The sequence below is a fragment of the Chelatococcus reniformis genome, assembly GCF_014640075.1.
GTDB lineage: Bacteria > Pseudomonadota > Alphaproteobacteria > Rhizobiales > Beijerinckiaceae > Camelimonas > Camelimonas reniformis.
This window is the reverse complement of record NZ_BMGG01000001.1, coordinates 149,473-171,605: the sequence shown is the minus strand read 5'-3', so window position 1 is coordinate 171,605 and position 22,133 is coordinate 149,473. Positions and strand designations below refer to the sequence as shown.

The 22,133-nt window shown below is 69.2% G+C and carries 20 protein-coding genes and 1 tRNA gene; 17 read left to right on the top strand and 4 right to left on the bottom strand.

The window, feature by feature from the left end:
• The first annotated feature begins 6 nt into the window (after positions 1–6).
• From IEW34_RS00765 to IEW34_RS00730, 8 genes are all read left to right on the top strand, one after another.
• Positions 7–1,158, top strand: coding sequence for an NADH:flavin oxidoreductase/NADH oxidase (locus IEW34_RS00765; protein WP_188607229.1), 1,152 nt, complete (start codon positions 7–9; stop codon positions 1,156–1,158).
• Positions 1,159–1,208: 50 nt separating this feature from the next.
• The gene (locus IEW34_RS00760) at positions 1,209–2,414 is read left to right on the top strand and encodes an ABC transporter substrate-binding protein (protein ID WP_188607228.1); all 1,206 of its coding nucleotides are present in this window, start codon (positions 1,209–1,211) and stop codon (positions 2,412–2,414) included.
• 224 nt (positions 2,415–2,638) lie between these two features.
• Positions 2,639–3,502 (top strand): branched-chain amino acid ABC transporter permease, encoded by an 864-nt coding sequence (locus tag IEW34_RS00755; protein WP_188607227.1) that lies wholly within the window; start codon positions 2,639–2,641, stop codon positions 3,500–3,502.
• Positions 3,503–3,504: 2 nt separating this feature from the next.
• Entirely contained in the window at positions 3,505–4,452 is a 948-nt protein-coding gene (locus IEW34_RS00750) for a branched-chain amino acid ABC transporter permease (protein WP_188607226.1), read from the top strand.
• Positions 4,445–5,194 carry an ABC transporter ATP-binding protein gene (locus tag IEW34_RS00745; protein ID WP_188607225.1) on the top strand — a complete coding sequence of 250 codons (750 nt, stop codon included), beginning with the start codon at positions 4,445–4,447 and terminating at the stop codon, positions 5,192–5,194. Before IEW34_RS00750 ends, IEW34_RS00745 begins: the two co-directional genes overlap by 8 nt.
• Positions 5,191–5,904 (top strand): ABC transporter ATP-binding protein, encoded by a 714-nt coding sequence (locus tag IEW34_RS00740; RefSeq protein WP_188607224.1) that lies wholly within the window; start codon positions 5,191–5,193, stop codon positions 5,902–5,904. The genes IEW34_RS00745 and IEW34_RS00740 overlap by 4 nt, the downstream gene beginning before the upstream one ends.
• Before the next feature lie 641 nt (positions 5,905–6,545).
• Positions 6,546–7,730 (top strand): efflux RND transporter periplasmic adaptor subunit, encoded by a 1,185-nt coding sequence (locus IEW34_RS00735; protein WP_188607223.1) that lies wholly within the window; start codon positions 6,546–6,548, stop codon positions 7,728–7,730.
• Between the two features lie 10 nt (positions 7,731–7,740).
• On the top strand, positions 7,741–10,926 hold the full coding sequence (locus IEW34_RS00730; protein ID WP_188607222.1) for an efflux RND transporter permease subunit: 3,186 nt from the start codon (positions 7,741–7,743) through the stop codon (positions 10,924–10,926).
• A 43-nt stretch (positions 10,927–10,969) separates the two neighbouring features.
• Here IEW34_RS00730 and IEW34_RS00725 read toward each other — a convergent pair whose 3' ends face one another.
• Positions 10,970–11,356 (bottom strand): hypothetical protein, encoded by a 387-nt coding sequence (locus IEW34_RS00725; protein ID WP_188607221.1) that lies wholly within the window; start codon positions 11,354–11,356, stop codon positions 10,970–10,972.
• Positions 11,357–11,368: 12 nt separating this feature from the next.
• A complete protein-coding gene (locus IEW34_RS00720) occupies positions 11,369–11,836 on the bottom strand; it encodes an Lrp/AsnC family transcriptional regulator (RefSeq protein WP_188607220.1) in 468 nt (155 codons plus the stop codon).
• Between the two features lie 129 nt (positions 11,837–11,965).
• Here IEW34_RS00720 and alr point away from each other — a divergent pair, with 129 nt between their 5' ends.
• The 4 genes from alr (at position 11,966) to IEW34_RS00700 (ending at position 15,548) form a co-directional block, all read left to right on the top strand.
• Positions 11,966–13,126, top strand: a complete 1,161-nt coding sequence (gene alr, locus IEW34_RS00715; protein WP_188607219.1) for an alanine racemase — start codon at positions 11,966–11,968, stop codon at positions 13,124–13,126.
• A complete protein-coding gene (locus IEW34_RS00710) occupies positions 13,123–14,373 on the top strand; it encodes a D-amino acid dehydrogenase (protein WP_188607218.1) in 1,251 nt (416 codons plus the stop codon). Before alr ends, IEW34_RS00710 begins: the two co-directional genes overlap by 4 nt.
• A gap of 228 nt (positions 14,374–14,601) precedes the next feature.
• Positions 14,602–15,303 carry a ribonuclease activity regulator RraA gene (locus tag IEW34_RS00705; protein WP_188607217.1) on the top strand — a complete coding sequence of 234 codons (702 nt, stop codon included), beginning with the start codon at positions 14,602–14,604 and terminating at the stop codon, positions 15,301–15,303.
• Between the two features lie 160 nt (positions 15,304–15,463).
• A tRNA-Leu gene (locus IEW34_RS00700) sits at positions 15,464–15,548 on the top strand.
• Between the two features lie 137 nt (positions 15,549–15,685).
• On the opposite strand, the gene IEW34_RS00695 is transcribed toward IEW34_RS00700, so the two are convergent.
• Positions 15,686–15,937 (bottom strand): hypothetical protein, encoded by a 252-nt coding sequence (locus IEW34_RS00695; protein WP_188607216.1) that lies wholly within the window; start codon positions 15,935–15,937, stop codon positions 15,686–15,688.
• On the opposite strand from IEW34_RS00695, the gene IEW34_RS00690 reads away from it, so the two are divergent.
• Positions 15,927–16,127, top strand: a complete 201-nt coding sequence (locus tag IEW34_RS00690; RefSeq protein WP_188607215.1) for a hypothetical protein — start codon at positions 15,927–15,929, stop codon at positions 16,125–16,127. The genes IEW34_RS00695 and IEW34_RS00690 overlap by 11 nt on opposite strands.
• On the opposite strand, the gene IEW34_RS00685 is transcribed toward IEW34_RS00690, so the two are convergent.
• Entirely contained in the window at positions 16,124–16,435 is a 312-nt protein-coding gene (locus IEW34_RS00685; RefSeq protein ID WP_188607214.1) for a DUF2195 family protein, read from the bottom strand. The two genes, IEW34_RS00690 and IEW34_RS00685, sit on opposite strands and share 4 nt — an antisense overlap.
• 43 nt (positions 16,436–16,478) lie before the next feature.
• On the opposite strand from IEW34_RS00685, the gene IEW34_RS00680 reads away from it, so the two are divergent.
• The 4 genes from IEW34_RS00680 (at position 16,479) to IEW34_RS00665 (ending at position 21,935) form a co-directional block, all read left to right on the top strand.
• Positions 16,479–16,931, top strand: a complete 453-nt coding sequence (locus IEW34_RS00680; protein WP_188607213.1) for a MarR family winged helix-turn-helix transcriptional regulator — start codon at positions 16,479–16,481, stop codon at positions 16,929–16,931.
• A 168-nt stretch (positions 16,932–17,099) separates the two neighbouring features.
• Positions 17,100–18,218, top strand: a complete 1,119-nt coding sequence (locus IEW34_RS00675; protein ID WP_188607212.1) for an efflux RND transporter periplasmic adaptor subunit — start codon at positions 17,100–17,102, stop codon at positions 18,216–18,218.
• Positions 18,215–21,325, top strand: coding sequence for an efflux RND transporter permease subunit (locus tag IEW34_RS00670; protein WP_188607211.1), 3,111 nt, complete (start codon positions 18,215–18,217; stop codon positions 21,323–21,325). Before IEW34_RS00675 ends, IEW34_RS00670 begins: the two co-directional genes overlap by 4 nt.
• Before the next feature lie 214 nt (positions 21,326–21,539).
• Positions 21,540–21,935 carry a DoxX family protein gene (locus tag IEW34_RS00665; RefSeq protein WP_308424351.1) on the top strand — a complete coding sequence of 132 codons (396 nt, stop codon included), beginning with the start codon at positions 21,540–21,542 and terminating at the stop codon, positions 21,933–21,935.
• Positions 21,936–22,133 lie beyond the last annotated feature (198 nt).

Sequence of the window (22,133 nt, the reverse complement as noted above, 5' to 3'; positions counted from 1 at the left end):
TGCCGCATGAGCACGCACCCACATCTGTTTTCGCCTTTGACGCTCAGGGGCGTCACGCTTGCCAACCGCGTCGTCGTGTCGCCCATGCAGCAATACGCCGCCGGCCCCGACGGCCTGCCGACGGCCTTCCATCGGCAGCACTACGGTCGGCTCAGCCTCGGCGGCGCCGGAACGGTCATCACCGAGGCGCTGGCCGTGTCGCCGGAAGGCCGCGTCACCTCGGCGGACCTCGGCCTGTGGAGCGACGACCACGTCGGTGCGCTCGCCGCCATCGCCGAGGAGATCGACCGCTTCGGCGCCACGCCCGCGACCCAGTTGATCCATGCCGGGCGCAAGGGCAGCGTCTCACGCCCGTGGCAGGGCTATGCGCCGCTCACGCAAGCCAACGCGGCCGAAGGCGATCCGCCCTGGACCACGCTGGCGCCGAGCGCGCTGCCGGCCAATCCCGGCTGGCACGTGCCCGAGGCGCTGACGGGGGACGGCATCGCCCGCCTCGTCGATGCTTACGCCCGCGCCACCGCCCGCGCTGCCCGTGCCGGCTTCAAGGTGCTCGATATCCATGCCGCCCACGGCTATCTGATCCACACCTTCCTTTCGCCCCTGTCGAACCGGCGGACCGACGCGTGGGGCGGCGATTTCGCCGGCCGCGTGCGGCTGCTGCTCCAGGTGATGGAGGCGGTGCGCAGCGCGTGGCCATCCGAGCGGCCGCTGCTCGTGCGCCTGTCCTGCGTCGACGATCAGCCGGGCGGCTGGACGTTGGACGAATCGGTGGCTCTGTCCCGCCTGCTGGTCGAGGCCGGCGTCGATGTCGTCGACTGCTCCTCCGGCGGCCTGGGCGAGCGCACGACGACCAGGATGATTCGCCGCCCGGAAGGCTATCAGGTGCCCTACGCCGCCCGGATCCGCGCCGAGGCGCAGGTGCCGACCATGGCCGTCGGCCTCATCACCACGCCCGCCTTCGCCGACGCGGTCGTGCGTGACGGGCGGGCCGATCTGGTCGCCATCGGTCGCGAGGCCCTGAGCAATCCGCACTGGCCGTTGCACGCGGCGCGGGAGCTCGGGCAGGACCCGGATTTTTCGCTGTGGCCGAGCTCGTGGGGCTGGTGGCTCGACAAACGCGCCCGCGCTGCCGCGGCTGCCGCTGAAGGCGGCGCGTGACGGCGGACCCGACCTGACAACGGACAACAATGTGGCCGAGGGGTGAACCGATGATCGAACGCCGACGCTTCCTGACCAGCGCCACAGCGGCTGCGGCCGTGCTGGCGGCGCCGCCCCTCATCCGCCGGGCCAACGCGCAGAGCGTGCTCGATATCGCCGCGGTCTACTCGCTCTCCGGCACCTTCGCCAACGTCGGCTCGGCATTGAACGACGGCAGCAAATGGGCGGTCGAGGCCTATGGCTCCGCCGGCGGCAACAAGCTCAACTATGTCCTGCTCGACGACCGCGGCGATGCCGGCGAAGCGGTGCGCAAGGTGCAGGAGGTGATGACCCAGCACGGCATCAAGCACGTCGTCGGCTGCACCAATTCGGCGATCGGGCTCGCCGTGCAGAAGGAGGTGCACGCGCGCGGCGGCATCTACGTCAACGAGGCGGGGGCCGACGAGATCACCGGCAAGGACTGCAACAGGTCGTCGTTCCGCTGGCCGGTCGCCTGCTACAGCGCCGTCAACTCCACGGTCCGGCCGCTCATCGACAAGTTCCCGCAGGCCAAGCGCTGGTACACCATCACCGGGCAGTACGTCTTCGGCGACAGCCTGCTCAGCAACTGCAAGCAGGTGTTCCAGGAGAAGGGCATCCAGCACGTCGGCAACAGCTACCATTCCCTCTCGGACCGGGAATACTCCGGCTACATCGCGACGGCACTCTCCGCCGCGCCCGATGTGCTCGCCGTATGCAACTTCGGCAACCAGACCGTCGATGTCATCCGGCAGGCCGTCAGCTACGGCATGAAGCGTAACACCAAGATCCTGGCCGTGTGGTCGACGGGCCTCGACCAGTATCAGGCGCTCGGGCCGGAGAATTGCGACGGGGTCTATTTCGGCTGCAACTTCTGGCACGGCGTCGACTCGCCCGGAGGCCGGCGCGTGGCGGAGATCGTCAAGCAGAAGACCGGCGACGTGCCCAACTACCTGCACGCCTGCGGCTATGCGGTCGCCCAGGTGTTGATCGAAGGCATCAACAAGGCCGGCTCCACCGATGTGCCCAAGATCATCGGGGCGCTCGAAGGCCTGAGCTACGAAGGACCGACCGGCACCGAGACGGTACGGCCGCAGGACCACCAGGTGCTCAAGGACTACTACCTCATGCTCGGCAAGGCGAAGGGTGCCATGAAGGACAAGAACGACTTCGCCGACGTGGTGGCCGCCACCAAGGCGTTCCTGCCGCCGGACAAGACCGGCTGCACCATGGGCTGACGCCTGTCGATGCCGCTCGAACGGCAGAAGCGCTCGGCGACTGGCCGGAATCACTCGATCGCAAAAAAAGCGCGTCAGATTCAAGAGTTGGAGCATTTCTCTGCCGATTGCGAAATGCTCTCGCGCCCGCGCACAAGTTTCACGCTGTCATGGTCGCTCACGCCCGGCCTTGATCGAATAGATCCGAGATCATTTTCCACCTTCCAGCGAGATCGCCGCGCCCGATGTCGACCCAGCTGCTGCTCTTCCAGGTCCTGAACGGGCTCGGCATCGGGATGATCTATTTCCTGCTGTCGGTCGGCCTGACGCTGATCTTCGGGCTGATGCGGTTCGTGAACTTCGCTCACGGAGCGTTCTATCTGGCGGCCGCCTACATCGCCTACGCGATCTCGCTCGCCTTCGGCAGCATCTGGTGGGCGCTCCTCATCGGGCCGCTCGCCATCGCCGCACTGGCGCTCGTCATCGAGCGCCTGCTGCTGCGCCACACCTACGCCATGCCGCACGAGGCGCAGATCCTCATCACCTTCGCGGTGGCGCTGCTGTTCCAGGAAATCGTGATCCTCATCTTCGATCCGCTGGCCAAGAGCGTGCCCGTGCCGGCCTCCCTCTCCGGCATCGTTTTCCTGGGGCCTTATGTCTATCCCGCCTACCGCCTCGCGGTGGTGGCCGCCGCGGCCGTCATCGCGGTCGTGCTCTGGCTTGTCGTGGAGCGCACCAAGTTCGGCGCCATGCTCCGGGCGGGCTCCGAGAACGCGGAGATGGTCGGTCTGCTCGGCATCAACGTCGACCGCGTCTTCATGGCCGCATTCGCGCTCGGCGGCGCTCTCGCCGGGCTCGCGGGCGTGCTGGCGGCGCCATTGCGAGGGGCCGAGCCATTCATGAGCACCGAGGCGCTGGGCATCGCCTTCGTCGTCGTCGTGGTCGGCGGCCTCGGCACCCTCACGGGGGCTCTCGTGGGCGGACTGCTGATCGGCCTGGTTCAGTCGATCATGAGCACGCTCTGGCCGGAAGCCGCGCAGCTGATGATCTACGCAGCCATGGCACTGGTGCTGCTGGTGCGTCCCGCCGGCCTGTTCGGGCGCTTCTGACCATGGCCGGGCGCTTTCCCAACGTCGCAACGCTGCTGGTCGTGGCCGCCCTCGTCGTCATGCCGTTCGTCATGCACACGACGCTGGCAACCCAGATCGTCATCTTCGCCACGGGCACGCTGTCGGTCACGCTGCTGCTCGGAGCCGTGGGCCTGCTGTCGTTCGGCCAGGGCCTCTTCCTCGGCCTCGGCGCCTATACCTGTGCCATCCTGTTGCGAGACCACCAGGCCGGCCCGCTCACGGGCCTCGTCGTCGCGATGCTCGCCGGCGCCGCGCTGGCCCTGGCGCTGGGCGCGCTGATCGTCAGGCGTCGGGGCGTCTACTTCGTTATGCTGACGCTCGCCTTCGCCCAGATGGGCTATTTCGCCATGCTCGCCTTCAAGGGCGTGACCGGCGGGGAGAACGGGCTCACGGGTCTGCCCCGCACGTTCAGGGTTCTCGGTTTGCCGATCGAGAGCCCGCTGTCGTTCTATGTGCTCACCACCGTGGCCTTCCTGATCGTCTTCCTCCTGGTGCAGCGCCTGACCGCCTCGCCGCTGGGCAGCGTGCTCGCCGCCATTCGCGAGAACGAGGGCAGGTCGGAGGCGCTCGGCTACCCGGTTGTCCGCTACAAGCTCGCCGCCTTCACCGCCGCCGGCGCGATCGCCGGCCTCGCCGGCGGCCTGCATGCCGTCTTTCTTGGCTTCGTGCCGCCGAGCGACATCGAGCTGGAGATGAGCCAGCGCCTCTTGATCATGGCGATCATCGGTGGCGTGGGCTCGCCGGCCGGTGCATTCGCCGGGTCGGTGTTCTACACGCTCGTCTCGGAGGCGCTGTCGGAGATCTGGGCGCGCTGGCTGGCCCTCATCGCGCTTCTTCTGATCGCCATCGTGCTGTTCCTACCGGGCGGCCTGTGGAGCATCGGGCGGCTCGTCGCCGGGCGCTGGGGCGGGAGGGCCGGTCATGGCTGAGTACCTGCTGGAAGCCAGCGGTATCGGCGTGCGGTTTGGTGATTTCCAGGCGTTGGCCGGCATCTCCCTCGCCGTCGCGCACCGCAGCATCCATGCCCTGATCGGCCCCAATGGGGCCGGCAAGACGACGCTGTTCAATGCGCTGACGGGCGTCCGCCCCCCCAACGCCGGACGCATCGTCTTCGGTCGCCACGACATCACCCGCGCGCCGGCGCATCGGCGGGTGCGGTATGGAATGGCAAGATCGTTCCAGGTCACCAACCTCTATCCGGCGCTGAGCGTGGCGGAGAACGTCCGTCTTGCCGTGCAGGCGCGGCACGAGCGCGAGGGCTGGGTGTTCTGGCGAGCCCCGCAGCGGCGGGACATCGCCGACGAGGTCCAGGCGATCCTCGAGCGGATCGGCATCGGCGAGCGTGCGGGCGCGAGGGCGGGGGACCTTTCCCACGGCGCCCAGCGCTCGCTGGAGATCGGCATGGCGCTCGCCGGCCGCCCGCAGCTCATCTGTCTCGACGAGCCGCTCGCCGGCATGGGCATCGACGACGTGCATCGCACCAAGGAGCTTATCGTCGGGCTTCGCGATGCCATGGCCGTGCTGCTCATCGAGCACAACATGAGCGTCGTGCTCAGCATTTCCGACCGGATCACGGTCATGGCCCAGGGGGCCAAGATCGCCGAAGGCCCGCCCGAGCGGGTGCGCAACGACCCGGCCGTGCGCACGGCCTACCTCGGGAGCGCGGCATGAGCGCCGCTCCGCTGCTCCGTGTCCGCGGTCTCAACGGCTGGTACGGCAAGAGCCACATCCTGCAAGGCGTCGACATCGCTATCCGCGAGGGCGAGCTGCTGGCGCTGCTGGGCCGTAACGGCGCGGGCAAGACGACGACCATGCGCGCGATCATGGGTCTGCTCAGCCGCACCGAGGGGGAGCTGGAGTTTGCCGGTGCACCGATCCTTGGCCTGCCGTCCTACGCCATTGCCCAGCGCGGCCTGGCGCTCGTTCCCGAGAACCGCGGCATCTTCGGCGCGCTCACCGTCGAGGAGAACCTGAAGCTCGCCGCGAGGCGCGGCTCGCCCTGGGGCATCGAGCGCATCTGGGCGATGTTTCCGGCGCTGGGCGCCCGCCGCCGCACGCCGGGCGGCAAGCTGTCCGGCGGCGAGCAGCAGATGCTCGCCATCGGCCGCGCTCTCGTCACCGGCCCGCGCCTGCTGCTGCTCGACGAGCCGACCGAGGGGCTGGCGCCGGTGATCGTCGCGCAACTGGTCGAGATCCTGCGCGAGCTGAAGGCCGCGGGCCTCAGCATGCTCCTGGTCGAGCAGAGCCTCGAGACCTGCATGGCGGTGGCCGACCGCTTCCAGATCCTCGATGGCGGCGCCATCGTCTGGGAGGGGGGCAGCCAGGCATTGCTCGCCGCGGCCGATGTCCGCTCCCGCCATCTCACCCTGGAACGCGCCTGATCGCGCGGCTACGCGAGCCCGCGTGATTGGCGACCAGCAACGGTACCCGCGCGTCGCCGGCGTCGTGCGCCCGGGCGGGTGTCAGGGGCCTGCGGCCGGGTGGCCGCAGTGCGCTGCCTATTCACTCCTGCCCCGGCCAAAGTCCGCTCGATCTGTATCAATCCATGACAGCGTGGGCGTTGGTGACACTTTGATACAAATCGCCTGGCCGCCTGTGGAATATTCGTGACATTCGACTGGTAGCGTTGCCTGTGGGGCGACCCCGAACGGGGACCGGAGCGAGGAGCCACCAGTGCGTCGACGCGTAGCGACAGCGATGACCGACACGTTCCACCAATGGGGACGAGACCGCGTGACGCGGATCGCGCCGGCAGCGGTGGTGCCGGATCGGATGGGCCTCTGCCGGGACGATTGCTAGTCGGGGCGCTCCCGATCGATTTCGGATCCGTCGCTGCATGGGCCAGGAGCCCCCGAGTCCCGTGCAGTGACGGGAGGCGAGGCCGGCGCCGGTGTGTTGGCCGCCCGCTTGCATGTCGTGCCGGCCTCGCCCGTTTCACGCTTCCATCGACCTCGCCGATCCCCCTCGCCGGAGCGCCCGACACCGCGGCCGGCTCCCCTGCCGCAAGGACGGAAGATCTCCCATGCCTCGTTCCAACCGCCTCGTGGCTGGTGTCGCGTTCGCCGTTGCCGCCGCCCTCACGGCGGCCGGCGCCGCCTGGCTGACGTCGGCGGCTACGTCCCCGCCGGCGCGCGCGCAAGCCGCACCGGCGCCTCCCCCCACCGTCAAGGTGGCACGCCCCCAGACGCGAGAAATCGTCGAGCGGCGTGAATTCGCGGGCCGCTTCGAGCCGAGCGCCACGGTGGAGATCCGCGCCCGCGCCGCCGGGCATCTCGCCACCATCGCGGCGGCGGACGGCACGCTGGTCGAGAAGGGCCAGCTGCTCTTCACGATCGATCCGCGCCCCTACCGCGCGGCGCTGGAGGAAGCCCGTGCGCGGCTTGCGAGCGCGGCAGCGCAGGTCGAGCTCGCCGATCTCGAGCTCGGCCGCACTCAGCAGCTCGCGACCTCCCACGCCGCATCGCAGGCGACGCTCGATCAGCGCCGTCAGCAGAAGAAGGCCGCCGACGCGGCGCACGCCCTGGCCAAGGCGGTGGTGTCGCGCGCCGAGATCGATCTCGGCTTCACCGAGGTGCGCGCGCCCTTTGCCGGCCGGATCTCCAACCGCCGGCAGGACATCGGTGCGCTGGTGACGGACGGCACGATGCTGACCTCCCTCGTCGCGCTCGACCCGCTCTACTTCGTGTTCGATATGAGCGAGCATGACCTGCTGGCCTACCGGCAGGCCGCCACGAGCGGCGCGGTTCCGGGGCTGCACGGGCGGCGTATTCTGGTCGAGCTGCGCGGGCAGGGCGATCGGGACTGGCCGCACAAGGGCACGATCGACTTCGTCGACAATCGCCTGGAGCTCGGCGCCGGCACCATTCGCATGCGCGCCGTCATCGCCAATGCAGGAGGCCTCACGCCAGGACAGTTCGGGCGCGCGCGCCTGCCGTTCTCGGCCGCCTACGAGGCGACGCTGGTGCCGGAGACGGCCCTCATCACCGACCAGGCGGAGCGGGCGGTGCTCGCCGTCGCCGCCGACGGCACGGTGCGCTCCGCCAAGGTCGATCTCGGTCCGGCTCACGCCGGCGGCATGCGCATCGTGCGCGCCGGCATCGGGCCGGACGACCGCATCATCGTGAGCGGCCTGCTGCGGGCCCGCCCCGGACAGAAGGTGACGCCCCAGGAGGCCGAGCCCGAGCCGCGCTCGGCCGCGCTGGACTGAGAGCAGTCCCATGCGTCTCGCCCATTTCTGTATCGATCGGCCGATCTTCGCCAGCGTGATGTCGATCCTCGTCGTGCTGATCGGTCTCGCCGGCTATGTCACGTTGCCGCTCGCTCAGTATCCGCAGATCGCGCCGCCGACGGTCGTGGTCAACGCGCAGTATCCGGGCGCATCGGCGGAGGTCATCAGCAGCACGATTGCGACGCCGATCGAGCAGGAGATCAACGGCGTCGAGAACATGCTCTACATGTCCTCGCAGGCGACCGGAGACGGCCGGCTCACGATCACCGTCACCTTCGCGCTTGGGACCGATATCGACGACGCCCAGGTTCTCGTGCAGAACCGCGTCGCCATCGCCGAGCCGCGCCTGCCGGAGGACGTGCGCCGCCTCGGCGTGACCGTGCGCAAGACATCGCCCGACATTCTGATGGTCGTGCAGCTGTTCTCGCCCGACAACTCGCGCAACCAGCTCTACCTCGCCAATTACGCCACGTTGCAGATCCGCGACGCGCTGCTCCGCGTGCCGGGCGTCGGCGACGTGCGCATGCCGGCGACGCGCGACTATGCGATGGTGATCTGGCTCGACCCCGACCGGGTTGCGGCGCGCAACCTGACGGCCGGCGACATCGTCGCGGCCTTGCGCGCCCAGAACGTGCAGGTCGCCGCCGGCGTGGTGAACCAGCCGCCGGTTCCGGGGACCGGCGCCTTCCAGCTCAACGTGGAGGCGCTGGGCCGCCTGTCGGATCCGGCGCAGTTCGAGAACATCGTCGTGCGCACCGACGGGGACGGCCGGGTCACGCGCGTGAGCGACGTCGCCCGGGTCGAGCTGACGGCCCAGAGCTATCGCGCCGGAGCCAACTTCAACGGCCGGCCGGCGCAGCCGATCCAGGTGTTCCAGCAGCCCGGCTCCAATGCCCTCGACACCGCCGAGCGCGTGGTGCAGGAAATGCGCCGGCTCTCCGGGCGGCTGCCGGCGGGCGTCGCCTATGACATTCCCTTCAACCCCACACTGTTCATCGAAGAATCGGTGAAGGAGGTCTACAAGACCCTCGCCGAGGCGATCGTCCTCGTGGTGGTGGTCGTCATCCTGTTCCTCCAGACGTGGCGGGCGGCGGTCATCCCCATCCTCGCCATCCCGATCTCGCTGATCGGCACCTTCACCGTGATGGCGGCGCTCGGCTATTCGCTGAACAATCTGTCCCTACTGGGCCTCGTCCTGGCCATCGGCATCGTCGTGGACGATGCCATCGTCGTGGTCGAGAACATCGAGCGGCATCTGCGCGACGGCCTCACCCCGCGCGAGGCGGCCCACCGGTCCATGGACGAGATCTCCGGCGCGCTGATCGCCATCGCGCTCGTGCTCTCGGCAGTGTTCATTCCGGCGGCCATGGTGTCGGGCATCACCGGCCAGTTCTTCCGGCAGTTCGCCGTGGTCATCGCCACCTCGACGGTGATATCCGCCTTCGTCTCGCTCACGCTGAGCCCCGCCCTCGGCGCGCTGCTGCTGAGGCCGCACGAACCGCACGCGCGCCGCCCGCGAGGCCCGCTCGGCTGGGTGCAGCGTGGCTTCGACGCGTTCAATCGGGCGTTCGATCGCCTGTCGATGGGCTACGGCGGGCTGACGCGGCGCCTGCTCCGGCTGGGCGCGCTGGCGCTCCTTCCCTACGCGGGCCTGCTGGCGCTCACCGCCTACCAGCTCGAGCGCGTGCCGCGCGGCTTCATTCCCGAAGTGGACCAGGGTTATTTCATCACCTCGGTGCAACTGCCGCCCGGCGCCGCCCTGGGGCGCACCGAGGCGATCATGACGGAGCTGTCGACGCGCCTGCTGGCGGTGGACGGCGTCGCCCACGTCGTCGCCGTGGCCGGGCAGGACGGCGCCACCTTCACCACCTCGCCGAACAGCGGCGTCGCCTTCGTGATCCTCGATCCCTTCGCCAGCCGCGCCGCGGCGGGCCGCGACGTCGACGCCATCATGGCGGACGTGCCGCGCTTGACGGCGGATCTCACCGAGGCGCGCCTAATCCCGATCAAGCCGCCCTCGGTGCGCGGCATGGGCGGCACCGGCGGCTTCAAGATGATGGTCCAGGATCGCAACGGCACGACGCCTGCCGACCTGGAGGCCGTGCTCGCCACGGTCGTCGAAGAGGCGGGGCGGCATCCCGAGCTCGCGCGCGTCTTCACGCCGTTCAACACGGCGACGCCCAAGCTCTTTGCCGACATCGACCGCGTCAAGGCGGAGATGCTTGGGGTTCCGGCCGGCCGTGTCTTCGAGACGCTCGAGGTCTATCTCGGATCGTCCTACGTCAACGACTTCAATTTTCTCGGCCGCACGTTCCAGGTCCGCGCCCAGGCGGACGGGGCGTTCCGGCAGGACCCGGCGGTGATCGCCGGCTTCAAGACGCGGAGTGACTCCGGCGCCATGGTGCCGCTCAGCTCGGTGGCCACCTTCGAGGAGCGGACCGGGCCCTACCGGGTGCCGCGCTACAACCTGGCGGCGGCCGGGGAGGTGCAGGGCGCGGCGGCACCGGGCACGTCGACCGGCACGGCGCTCGACCGCATGGAGCAGATCGCCGCGCAGGTGCTGCCCGAGGGCTACAGCTTCGAGTGGACGGAGCTCGCCCTTCAGGAGCGGCTCGCCGGCAGCTCCGGGCTCATCGTCTTCGCCGCCTCGATCGTCTTCGTCTTTCTCTTGCTAGCGGCCCAGTACGAGAGCTGGACATTGCCGCTGTCGGTGATGCTGATCGTGCCGATGTGCCTGCTCGCCGCCGTCACCGGTCTCCTCGTCATGGCGCTCGACCTCAACATCCTTGCCCAGATCGGCCTCGTCGTGCTGATCGGCCTCGCCGCCAAGAACGCCATCCTCATCGTGGAGTTCGCCAGGCAGCGCGAGGACGATGGCGTCAGCCCCGGCGAGGCCGCCACGGAGGCCGCACGGGTGCGGCTGCGGCCGATCATCATGACGTCGCTCGCCTTTATCCTGGGCGTCCTGCCGCTGGTGTTCGCGCAGGGCGCCGGGGCGGAGCTGCGCCAGGTGCTCGGCGTGTCGGTGTTCGCGGGGATGCTCGGCGTGACGCTGTTCGGGCTCGTGTTCACGCCGCCGTTCTATGTGCTCTGTCGCCGGCTGAGCGCTCGCCTCGCCAGCGATCCCGATCCGACACCGGTGAGCCTGTCGAGCAAGCCGGACGGGGCGGCCTGATCGCCCGGCCCGCTCGCCGGCCGAGCTCGGCGTCGCCGCGCGCTCAGCGACCGCTTCGCCAGAACGTGAAATTGTAAACGGCCGCGTAGCTGGTGGCGACCGTCAGCGGCAGTGCGATCGTCGCAACGACTTCGGGCGTGCCGGCGATGGTGTGGATGGCCGTGAGCAGGCTGGCGGAGACGAGGCCGGCCGCGGCGGGCGGCACGACGAGCGCGGCGATCCCCTGGAAGCGCCTGGCGAGCGCATCAACGGCCCGCTTCAGGATCAGTGTGATCGAGGCGGAGATCGCGCCCTGGATCAGGCCGGCCTGGAGCGGGGCCGGCATCGGATGGCCCCGGTTGGCGAAGGCTGCCCAACTGCCCATGGCGAGGAAGGCCACGGTCACATGGACGAAGCCGTTGCGGGCTAGGCCGGCGAACGGAGCGTTCATGGGCGCGCCGGCTCACGCAATCGCGTCGCGCCGGCGCGTGGCGAGGACGTTGCGGATCGAGAAGCTGGAGTGGATGCGCGACACGCCCGGCAACGTCGACAGGATGTCGGTGTGGATGCGCTCGAACTCCGCCGCATTCTCCACCTCGACCCGCAGCAGATAGTCGGCCCCGCCGGTCATGAGATAGCACTCCCGGATCTCCGGGTGCTTGCGGACGGCGGCCTCGAAGCGCTTGAGGTAGTCCTCCGTCTGCCGCTCCAGGGTGATGTTGATGATCACGGCGATCGCCGCCTCGCCGGAGGCATGGTCGACGAGGGCGGTGTAGCCGCGGATGACGCCGCTGTGCTCGAGCAGGCGGATGCGCCGCAGGCAGGCGGAGGGGGAAAGGCCGATCTCGCCGGCCAGCTTGGCGTTGCTCATGCGCGCATTGAGCCGCAGCAGGCGCACGATGTTGCGATCGATGGCGTCCAGTCCGTGCATGGCAGATTATTCGACGTCCCGGCAGATCGTTGCGCAAGGGCCTTGCGGACGGAACTTTCGACATCTCATAGCACGGAGATTGCGCGCTTGTTGCGCTAGGCTTCCAGCCATCCTTGATCGGGGTGATGCATGGACGGCTGGAGCTTCGACTTCGCAGGCGACGTCGCCGCCCCCGGCGTGCTGACCATCGATCTCGCCGCGCTCACCCGGAACTATCTCGCCCTGCGCGAGCGCCTGACGCCCGCACGGACCGGCGCCGTGGTCAAGGCCGACGCCTATGGCCTCGGCGCGGCGCGCGTGGCGCCGGCGCTGTATGGGGCGGGATGCCGGGATTTCTTCGTCGCCCATCTCGACGAAGCCCTGGCGCTGAAGCCCATTCTGGCCCCGGACGCGCGGCTGTTCGTGCTCAACGGCCTGCTGCCGGGGGCCGAGGAGCCCTGCGCCGCCGCCGGCGTGATCCCGGTGCTGAACTCGCTCGAGCAGGTGGCGAATTGGTCCGCCGCGGCCCGCGTCCACGGCGCAGAGCTGCCGGCCGTTCTCCAGGTCGACACCGGCATGTCGCGGCTGGGCCTCGCCGCAGCCGAACTGGCGAGGCTCGCCGGCGATCCCGGCCTGCGGCGCGACCTTCGTCTCCTGTTCCTGATCAGCCACCTGGCCTCCGCCGACGAGCCCGAGAGCCCGCAGAACGCCGATCAGCTCGATGCCTGGCGCCGCGCCGCGTCGGCCTTTCCGGGGCTGGATCTCTGCTTCGCCAATTCCGCCGGCATCCTGCTCGGAGCGAGCTATCACGGCATGCTCGCGCGGCCCGGCATCGCGCTCTACGGCGGCGTGCCCGCGGCCGGCGCGGCCGGCGTGACCTCGCCGGTGGTCCGGCTGGAGGTGCGTGTGATCCAGACGCGTACGGTGCCGGCGGGGACGCGCGTCGGCTACGGCGGCAGCCATGTCACGGCTGGCGCGGCGCGCCTGGCGACCCTGGCCGCCGGCTACGCCGACGGGCTGCCGCGCCATCTCGGCGGCCGCGGCGCCGCCTATTGCGGCGCGACGCGCCTGCCGATGGTCGGGCGCATTTCCATGGACAGCCTCACCGTGGACGTGACGGCACTGCCGCCCGGCGCGCTCGGGCTCGGCAGCCTCGTCGAGATCATCGGCCCTCACCAGAGCCTGGAGGAGGTCGCCGCGGCGGCCGAGACGATCTCCTACGAGATCCTGACCCGCCTCGGCCACCGCTACCAGCGCCGCTACCGCCCCGCCGGCGCGGACGCGAGCCGCACAATCGAACAGGCATCATGAAGATCGTCATTCTCGGCGCCGGCGTCATTGGCGTGACCTCGGCCTATTACCTCGCCAAGGCCGGTCACCAGGTGGTCGTGCTGGATCGTCAGACGGGGCCGGGACTCGAGACGAGCTTCGCCAATGCCGGCGAGATCTCTCCCGGCTACGCCTCCCCCTGGGCCGCGCCCGGCATCCCGCTGAAGGCCCTCAGATGGCTGTTCATGAAGCATGCGCCGCTGATCGTCCGGCCGACGGTTGATCCGACCGCCTGGCGCTGGATGGCCGCGATGCTGCGCAACTGCACCAGCGCGCGCTACGCCGTGAACAAGGGACGGATGGTGCGCCTCGCCGAGTACAGCCGCGACTGCCTGGTGGCGCTGCGGGCGGAGACCGCCATCGCCTACGATCACCGCAGCCAGGGTACGCTCCAGCTGTTCCGCACCCAGAAGCAGATCGACGACGTCGGCAAGGATGTCGAGGTGCTGCGGCGCGACGGCGTGCCGTTCGAGCTGCTCGATGCCGGCGGCTGCATCGCTGCCGAGCCGGGCCTGGCGCCCGTGCGCTTCAAGATCGCCGGCGGCTTGCGCCTGCCCAACGACGAGACCGGGGACTGCTTCAAGTTCACCAGCGCGCTGCAGCGGCTGTGCGAGGCCATGGGCGTCACCTTCCGCTTCGGCGTCGATATCGGCCGCCTGCGAGAGGCGCACGGGCGCATCGCGGCGGTGGAGACCGTGGCCCAGGAGATAACGGGCGAGGCCTTCGTCGTCGCCCTCGGCAGCTATTCACCGGCCCTGCTGAGGGGGCTTGGCCTCAGCCTGCCGGTGTATCCGGTGAAGGGTTATTCGATCACCGTCCCCATCGTCGATGCGGCGCGCGCGCCCGTGTCGACGGTGATGGACGAGACCTACAAGATCGCCATCACCCGGCTCGGCGACCGCATCCGCGTCGGCGGCATGGCCGAGATCGCCGGCTTTGAGCTCGACCTGCCGCCCGCCCGCCGCGCCACGCTCGCGCATTCCGTGGAGGACCTGTTCGGCGGCGCGGGCGATCAGGCGCAGGCCACCTTCTGGGCCGGCCTGCGCCCGATGACGCCGGATGGAACGCCGGTGATCGGGCGGGCCGGGTTCGCCAACCTCTACCTCAATACCGGACACGGCACGCTCGGCTGGACCATGGCCTGTGGCTCGGGGCGCGTCCTTGCCGATCTGGTCGGCGGCGGCAGGCCGGACATCGAGACGGCGGACCTGGCGCTCGACCGCTACTAGAATATTTCCGCGCTTCGTCGAATTGCCGAAATGCTCTATCTGTTTGATTGCCGCGTTTTCTTCACGCGAACCGACGTCCACTTCGCTCGAAAGCGCTTTAGCGGGGCCGACCGGCGGGCCGCCGTCTTCGGCCTTGGCGGCGGCGCGTTTCCCGACGACAAGGGTGGCAGAGCGGCCGGTCCCGGCCTCGGACGCTCCAGAGCAGGCAAGCGGGAAGAGGATGCGGCCATGACGGACGATGCCAGGATCGCCGACGTGCTATCGCAGGTCACCACGGCGACGATCACGACGATCCTGCTGAAGAAGGGGCTGCGCAACGTCTGGCTGCGCGGCACCCGGCCGCTGCGGCCGGGCCAGCCGCGCCGCGTCGGCCGCGCCTTCACCCTGCGCTTCGTGCCGGCGCGCGAAGACCTCGCCACCCCCGAATCCTGGTCGTCGCCCAAGTCCACGCGCGCCGCCATCGAGGCCATGCCCGAGGGCTGCATCGCCGTGGTCGACGCCATGGGCGTCACCGATGCAGGCATCTTCGGCGACATTCTGTGCGCCCGCATGCAGAAGAAGGGTGTCGCCGCCCTCGTGACCGACGGGGTGGTGCGCGATCTCGCCGGCGTGCTCGCCGCCGGCCTCCCGGTCTGGTGCCAGGGTGCAGCCGCGCCACCGTCGGTCGCCGGCCTCACCTTCGTCAACTGGCAGGAGCCCATCGCCTGCGGCGGTGTCGCCGTCTACCCGGATGACCTGATCGTGGTGGACGACGACGGCGCCGTCCTCGTTCCGGCGGCCCTCGCGGAGGAGGTGGCCACGCTCGGCCCCGAACAGGAGCGCTTCGAAAGCTGGATCATGGGCGAGGTCCAGGCGGGTGCCGCGCTGCCGGGGCTCTATCCGCCCAACGCCGAGAACAAGGCGCGCTACGAGGCGGCGCGGCGCGGCTGAGACTTGCGTCTGCGCATGGCTCCCCCTGTGTCAGCAACGGCCATCGAACGGACGAAGCAGCTGTGGCGGCCACCCGTTCGGCCTGGCTGCGCTTAAGATGCCGCGATGGCCACCAGTCCATTGACCCGGCGCCCGGGCTGGCTAATATCCGCCGCGCTTTGCCCCTGTGGCGGAATTGGTAGACGCGCTCGACTCAAAATCGAGTTCCGCAAGGAGTGCTGGTTCGATCCCGGCCAGGGGCACCACCCTTCAAAAATGCCGCTGATATCGTTGGCGTTTCCGCCCCGAATGTCCCACCGGGCAGAAGCGGGACCCTCGTGTGTCCCTTATACCGCTGTCCTGGGGCGAACACCGGGGCACCGCGGCGATGCCATGCTTCCCTTTAGGATTGTTCGATCGCGCTGGCGGCCTGGACTTGTGGCGGCTTAGCCGCATAACGAGCGGGAGGCCGCGGCCGCCCGTCAATGTTCAATCCGCTTCGGGTGGCCAGGCCGATCGTGTCGATGTGCGTCCGAAGCGTCTCCAGCTGCTTCGACCTGATGCGGCGGCCCATACCGTAATCGATTGATCTCACGCCACCGACGCCGTTTCTGACGCCGCCGCCAAGGATCAGGCTGTCGCGCTTGCGCGACATGGGCTGGTCGCTATGGGATCCGTTTGGGCTGATGCCCGCCGGCGAAAGCTGGGACGACGAGAGCAACCGGCATTTCGCGGACGAGTACGACACCCATCTGCTCCACGCGGCGGGCCAACTCCGCCGGGGCGCGACGGAAGCCGATATTGTCGCCTATCTGGATGTCATCGGATGGGCGAGGCAAACTTAAGACGGGCGCGCGCAGGTCAGCCCCACGTGCACCTCCTTGCCTGCAATGAGGGCTGGTTCCGTTGCAAGGATCAGCGCCTTTGCGCCGCCTCCCTTGATCGCGGCGATCCCCTCCAGCACGGTCTGCCGAACTCCATTGTTGTCGACGCTGCTGGTGTAGGTCGCCAGCGCGGACAGGCATCCGCACGCGCCGATGGGCTTGTGCACCTGAAAATCGGCATCGGAAACCGGCCGCTCGGCGGCATCCTCAGGCGCTGTATGACACGCGGCCATAAGCGGCTCGTGCCGCATTGTCTGTTCGATCCTCATCCCCCCATTGACATTAGGTGCATATGCACTCACCTATGCGATCATGAGCGTCACCAACGTCATATCGCCCGCGCTGGCCGAGCAGGTCGCGCGGTCCTGCCTGTGCCGGCGCGTCCAGCGCGCCAGCCGCAGCGTGGGCAGGCGCTTCGACGACGCATTCCGCGCCGTCGGCCTCACCAATTGGCAGTTCACGATGCTGATGGCGCTGAGCGTGCAGCGATCGCGGAGCATCAACGAGATCGCCGCCGAGCTCGGCATGGACCGGACGACGACGACGAAGAACCTGCGCCCGCTCGAGCGCCGCGGCTTGATCACGATCCGGCTTGACGACCAGGACGGACGGGTGCGCCGCGTCGCCCTCACGCAAGAGGGCAACCAGTTGCTCATGGTCGCGGTGGGTGCGTGGCAGGCGGTGAACGACCGTCTGGCCGCGGCCCTGACCGACGAGCAGCTGGAGGCTTTGCGAACTGCCTTGGACACGATCTCGGATCTCTGAACCAGCGGGCCGCTCCTGCCCCACGCACCGGGTAGGTTTCGCTTCGCAAATTACGTGCATATCCACTTTAACCGATGGAATCGACGGCGGCCGGGCCACGATGGCGGGTCTCCGGCCCGCCGATCAGGTTGCGTTCGGCGCCGACGTCGCCCGAGCCGGGAGCAGGCCATGCAGTTCAAGAACGCCCTTCTGATCGCCGCGGCCGCGCTTCTCGTCGCCGGCAGTGTCGGCCTCGTCCTGCTGGCACGGTCCGCGTCGGTGACAGCGGCGCCGGAGGATCCCCGCCGCCAACTGCCGCTCGTGCGCACCGCGCAGGCGCGTCTCCCGGCGGCCTCGCAACGTGCCTTCACCGGTCTGGTCTCGGCGCGCGTCCAAAGCAATCTCGGCTTTCGCGTGAACGGCAAGATCACCGAGCGGCTGGTCGATGTCGGCGGTCGCGTTGTGGCCGGCCAGGCGCTGATGCGCATCGATCCCAAGGATCTCGGCCTTGCGCTCACCGCGCGCGAGAATGCCGCCGCTGCGGCACGCGCGCAGCTCGTCCAGACCGAGGCGGACGAGATCCGCTACCGGCGCCTCGTCGCCGCTGGATGGTCGCCGAGGCAGCGCTACGAGCAGGCGAAGGCTGCCCTCGACACGGCGCGGGCGCAGCTCGAGGCGGCGCGGGCCCAGGCCGAGGTCGCGCGCAACGAGGCCGGTTACGCGGTGCTCCGTGCCGATGCCGACGGCACCGTCGTCGAGACCTTGGCCGAGCCAGGGCAGGTCGTCGTCGCCAGCCAGGTCGTCGTCCGGTTGGCGCATGCCGGCGCACGCGAGGCAACGGTCAACCTGCCCGAGACGGCGCGGCCAGCCGTCGGCTCACCCGCCGAGGCGCAGGTTTACGGCGTGGGAACCGGCCGCGCCCCCGCCCGTCTGCGCCAACTGTCCGATTCGGCCGATCCGGCGACGCGCACCTATGAAGCCCGCTACGTCCTGGAGGGGGCGGCGGCACAGGCCCCCCTGGGCGCAACGGTCACGGTCTGGCTTCGCGATGTTGAAGTCGCTGCCCCAGAAGAGACCGAGGTGCCGCTCGGCGCGCTCCTTGACGGCGGCCGTGGCACCGGCGTCTGGGTGATCGGCTCGGCGGGCTCGACGGTCAGCCTCCGGCCCGTCGCGGTCCGCAGGATCGGCCAGGAGACGGCGGTGGTCACGGGCCTCAGCCCCGGCGAAACCATCGTCGCGCTCGGCGCCCATCTCCTGCACGAGGGCGACCGCGTGAGCGCCGCCGAGACCCGGACCGCGGCACAATGAGCGGCTTCAATCTCTCGGCGCTGGCGGTTCGCGAACGGGCCGTCACGCTGTTCTTCATCATCGCCATCGCGCTGGCGGGGGTGAGCGCCTTCCTCAAACTGGGCCGGGCCGAAGATCCGTCCTTCACGGTCAAGGTGCTCACCGTCACCGTCGCCTGGCCCGGCGCCACCGCGCAGGAGATGCAGGAGTTGGTCACAGAGCCGCTGGAGAAGCGGCTGCAGGAGCTGCGCTGGTATGACCGGGTCGAGGCGCTGATGCGCCCGGGGCTCGCCTTCCTCACGGTGACCCTGCGCGACGACACGCCGCCCGCCGAGGTGCCGGAGCAGTTTTATCAGGCCCGCAAGAAGATGGGCGACGAGGCGCGCAACCTGCCGGCGGGCGCCCTCGGGCCCTTCGTCAACGACGAATATTCCGACGTCACTTTCGCGCTCTACGCCCTGCGGGCGCCCGGCATGGCGCCCCGGCTCCTCGCCCGGCAGGCGGAGGCGATCCGCCAGCAGCTGCTGCACGTGCCCGGCGTCAACAAGGTGAACATCCTGGGCGAGCGGCCGGAGCGCATCTTCGTCGCGTTCTCCTATCCGCGGCTGGCCACGCTCGGCGTGTCCGCCCAGGAGGTGTTCGCGGCCCTGGCGCGGCAGAACGCGATTACGCCCGCCGGCTCCATTGATGCGGATGGGCCGCAGATCATCGTGCGTCTGCAAGGCGCCTATGACGACCTCAAGACCATTCGCGACACGCCGGTGGTCGCGGGCGGTCGCACGCTCAAGCTCTCCGACATCGCCGATGTCGAGCGCGGCTACGAAGACCCGCCGACCTTCCTGATCCGCAACCAGGCCGAGCCTAGCCTCGCACTCGGCGTCGTGATGCGCACCGGCTGGAACGGTCTGGAGCTGGGAAGGGCGCTCGAGGCGCAGACCGCGAAGATCGCCGCGGCGCTGCCGCTGGGCATCACGCTCGCCAAGATCACGGACCAGGCGGTCAACATCTCCGAGGCCGTGCACGAGTTCATGCTGAAGTTCTTCATGGCGCTCGGCGTGGTGCTGCTTGTCAGCCTCGTCAGCCTCGGTTGGCGCGTCGGCATCGTGGTGGCGGCCGCCGTGCCGCTCACCCTTGCCGCGGTCTTCGTCATCATGCTGGAGACGGGGCGCTTCTTCGACCGGATCACGCTCGGCGCGCTCATCCTCGGCCTCGGGCTGCTCGTCGACGACGCCATCATCGCCATCGAGGTCATGGTCGTGAAGATGGAAGAAGGCATGGACCGCATTGAGGCGGCCGCCTATGCCTGGAGCCACACGGCCGGCCCGATGCTCTCGGGCACGCTGGTGACGATCATCGGCCTGATGCCGGTCGGCTTCGCCCATTCCTCGGCCGGTGAGTATGCGGGCAATATCTTCTGGATCGTCGCCTTCGCGCTCATCGTCTCCTGGTTCGTCGCGGTGGCCTTCACGCCCTACCTGGGGGTGAAGCTGCTACCCGATATCAAGCCCGTCGAAGGCGGCCACCACGCCATCTACGATACGCCCGGCTATCGCCGATTGCGCGCCCTCATCTCCTGGGCGGTGCGCCGCAAGTTCACGGTCGCGGCCGCGGTGGTGCTGGTCTTTGCGATGGCCGTCGTCGGCATGGGCACGGTGCGCCAGCAGTTCTTCCCCGTCTCCGACCGGCCGGAGGTGCTCGTCGAGGTGCGCATGCCGGAAGGCACCAGCATCGCCGTCACGCAGGACGCCGTCGAACAGGTAGAGGCGTGGCTGCGCCGGCAGCCGGACGCAGAGATCGTCACCAGCTACGTCGGCCAGGGGGCGCCGCGGTTCTTCCTCGCCATGGCGCCCGAGCTGCCGGATCCGGCCTTCGCCAAGATCGTGGTGCTGACGCGCGGCGCCGAGGCGCGCGAAGCCCTGAAGCTCCGCCTGCGCCAGGCCATCGCCGACGGACTGGCTCCGGCAGCCTATTTGCGGGTGACTCAGCTGGTTTTCGGCCCCTATACGCCGTTCCCCGTCGAGTTCCGCGTGCGCGGGCCGGACCCGACCGTGCTGCGCGGTATCGCCGACGACGCGCTCGCCATCATGCGCGCCAATCCGCATGCGCGGCAGGCGAACCAGGACTGGGGCCGGCGCGCGCCGACCCTGCGCTTCGTCCTCGATCAGGACCGCTTGCGACTGATCGGCCTCTCTCCGGCCGAGGCGGCGCAGCAGCTTCAGTTCCTGCTGACCGGCGTGACGGTGACGCAGGTGCGGGAGGACATCCGCACCGTCGATGTCGTGGCCCGCAGCGCCGGCGAGGAGCGGCTCGATCCGGCCCGGCTGTCGGACTTCACGCTGACGTCCCACGACGGTCGGCTGATTCCGCTCGGGCAGATCGGTCGCACCGAGGTGCGCATGGAGGAGCCCATCCTCAAGCGCCGTGACCGCGTGCCGACCATCACCATCCGCGCCGATATCGCGGAGGGCTTGCAACCGCCCGAGGTCTCCAAGGAGATCGTGGCGGCGTTGCAGCCGCTCGTGGCCCGTCTGCCGGAGGGCTACGACATCGAGACGGCGGGATCGATCGAGGAGGCCGGCAAGGCCAATGCGGCGCTGGCTGCGGTCTTCCCGGTGATGCTCGCCCTGATGCTGGCGGTGATCATGGTCCAGGTGCGGTCGTTCTCCGCCACCGTCATGGTTATGCTCACCGCCCCGCTCGGCCTGGCGGGGGCGGTCCCCACGTTGCTGGTCTTCGACCAGCCGTTCGGCTTCAACGCGATTCTCGGGCTGATCGGCCTTGCCGGCATCCTGATGCGCAATACGCTGATCCTCATCGGCCAGATCCACACCAATCAGGAGGAGGGGCTCGACCCCTATAACGCGGTGGTCGAGGCGACCGTGCAGCGCGCGCGGCCCGTGATCTTGACCGCGCTTGCGGCCGTGCTGGCCTTCATCCCGCTGACCCATTCCGTCTTCTGGGGATCGCTCGCCTATACACTGATCGGCGGCACGGCGGTCGGCACGGTTCTCATCCTGATCTTTTTGCCCGCGCTCTACGCCATCTGGTTCGGCGTTCGGGCCCGGGAGGAGGTCTCTGCCCGCCATGAAGAACCGGCCTCCGATCACCTGCCGGCCCCCGGGGAGTGATCCGGCGATCCGGCGTATTGCCGCGATGTGCGTTGGCGAACCGATCGAACGCGGCGCGCCGCGGCAGCTTTCGGCCGGGCGTGGCCGCCTCGAACGCGGCTGCGTCGATGTGCAACATCGATCAACACAAGCAGAATGAAGATGAGCCAGGCCATAATGGGCGAGGGCGCTTGTCTCCTGTCCCTGTTATGGCTGGCCTCGTGGGGAACAAGGAATGACGCAGATGAAGCAGTCGTCGTCGGCCGTCTGGGCGGGACGGGCCCTGAGTGCTGTCGTGGTGATCCTGCTGGCCGCCGATGTCATCGTCCAATTCAACCCGCCTGAGAGTTTGCGAGCCGAGATAACGGCGACGGGGTTCTCGCTGGATCAGGCGCCCATCGTTGCCTCCATACTCGCCGTCTGCACGTTGCTCTACGCAATCCCCAGGACGGCGGCGCTTGGCGCGATCCTCATCACGGGTTTCCTCGGGGGCGCCATCTGCACCCATCTGAGGATTGGTGAGTTCACTTCTCCGCCGCAGCTCATATCGCTGGCGCTCGGCGTCATGGCATGGGGCGGCCTCTATCTTCGCAACGCGAACTTGCAGCGTCTCATTCCCATATCGGCATAAATTTCAACAGAGCATCGATCGCCCAAGGAGGGCGGGCGTCGGCGTGCGCCGCTCTCGGAGCCGCGGCAATCGGACCGAAAGCACCAGGCCGGACGGTGGTGCGCATTCGCCGCCCGAGCTGGAATGCGTGCGCAGCTTGCGCCACCGCCTCGTGCCCTGCGGGAAAGCAACTGTGCGGATTGGCAAGACCCTCCGCAC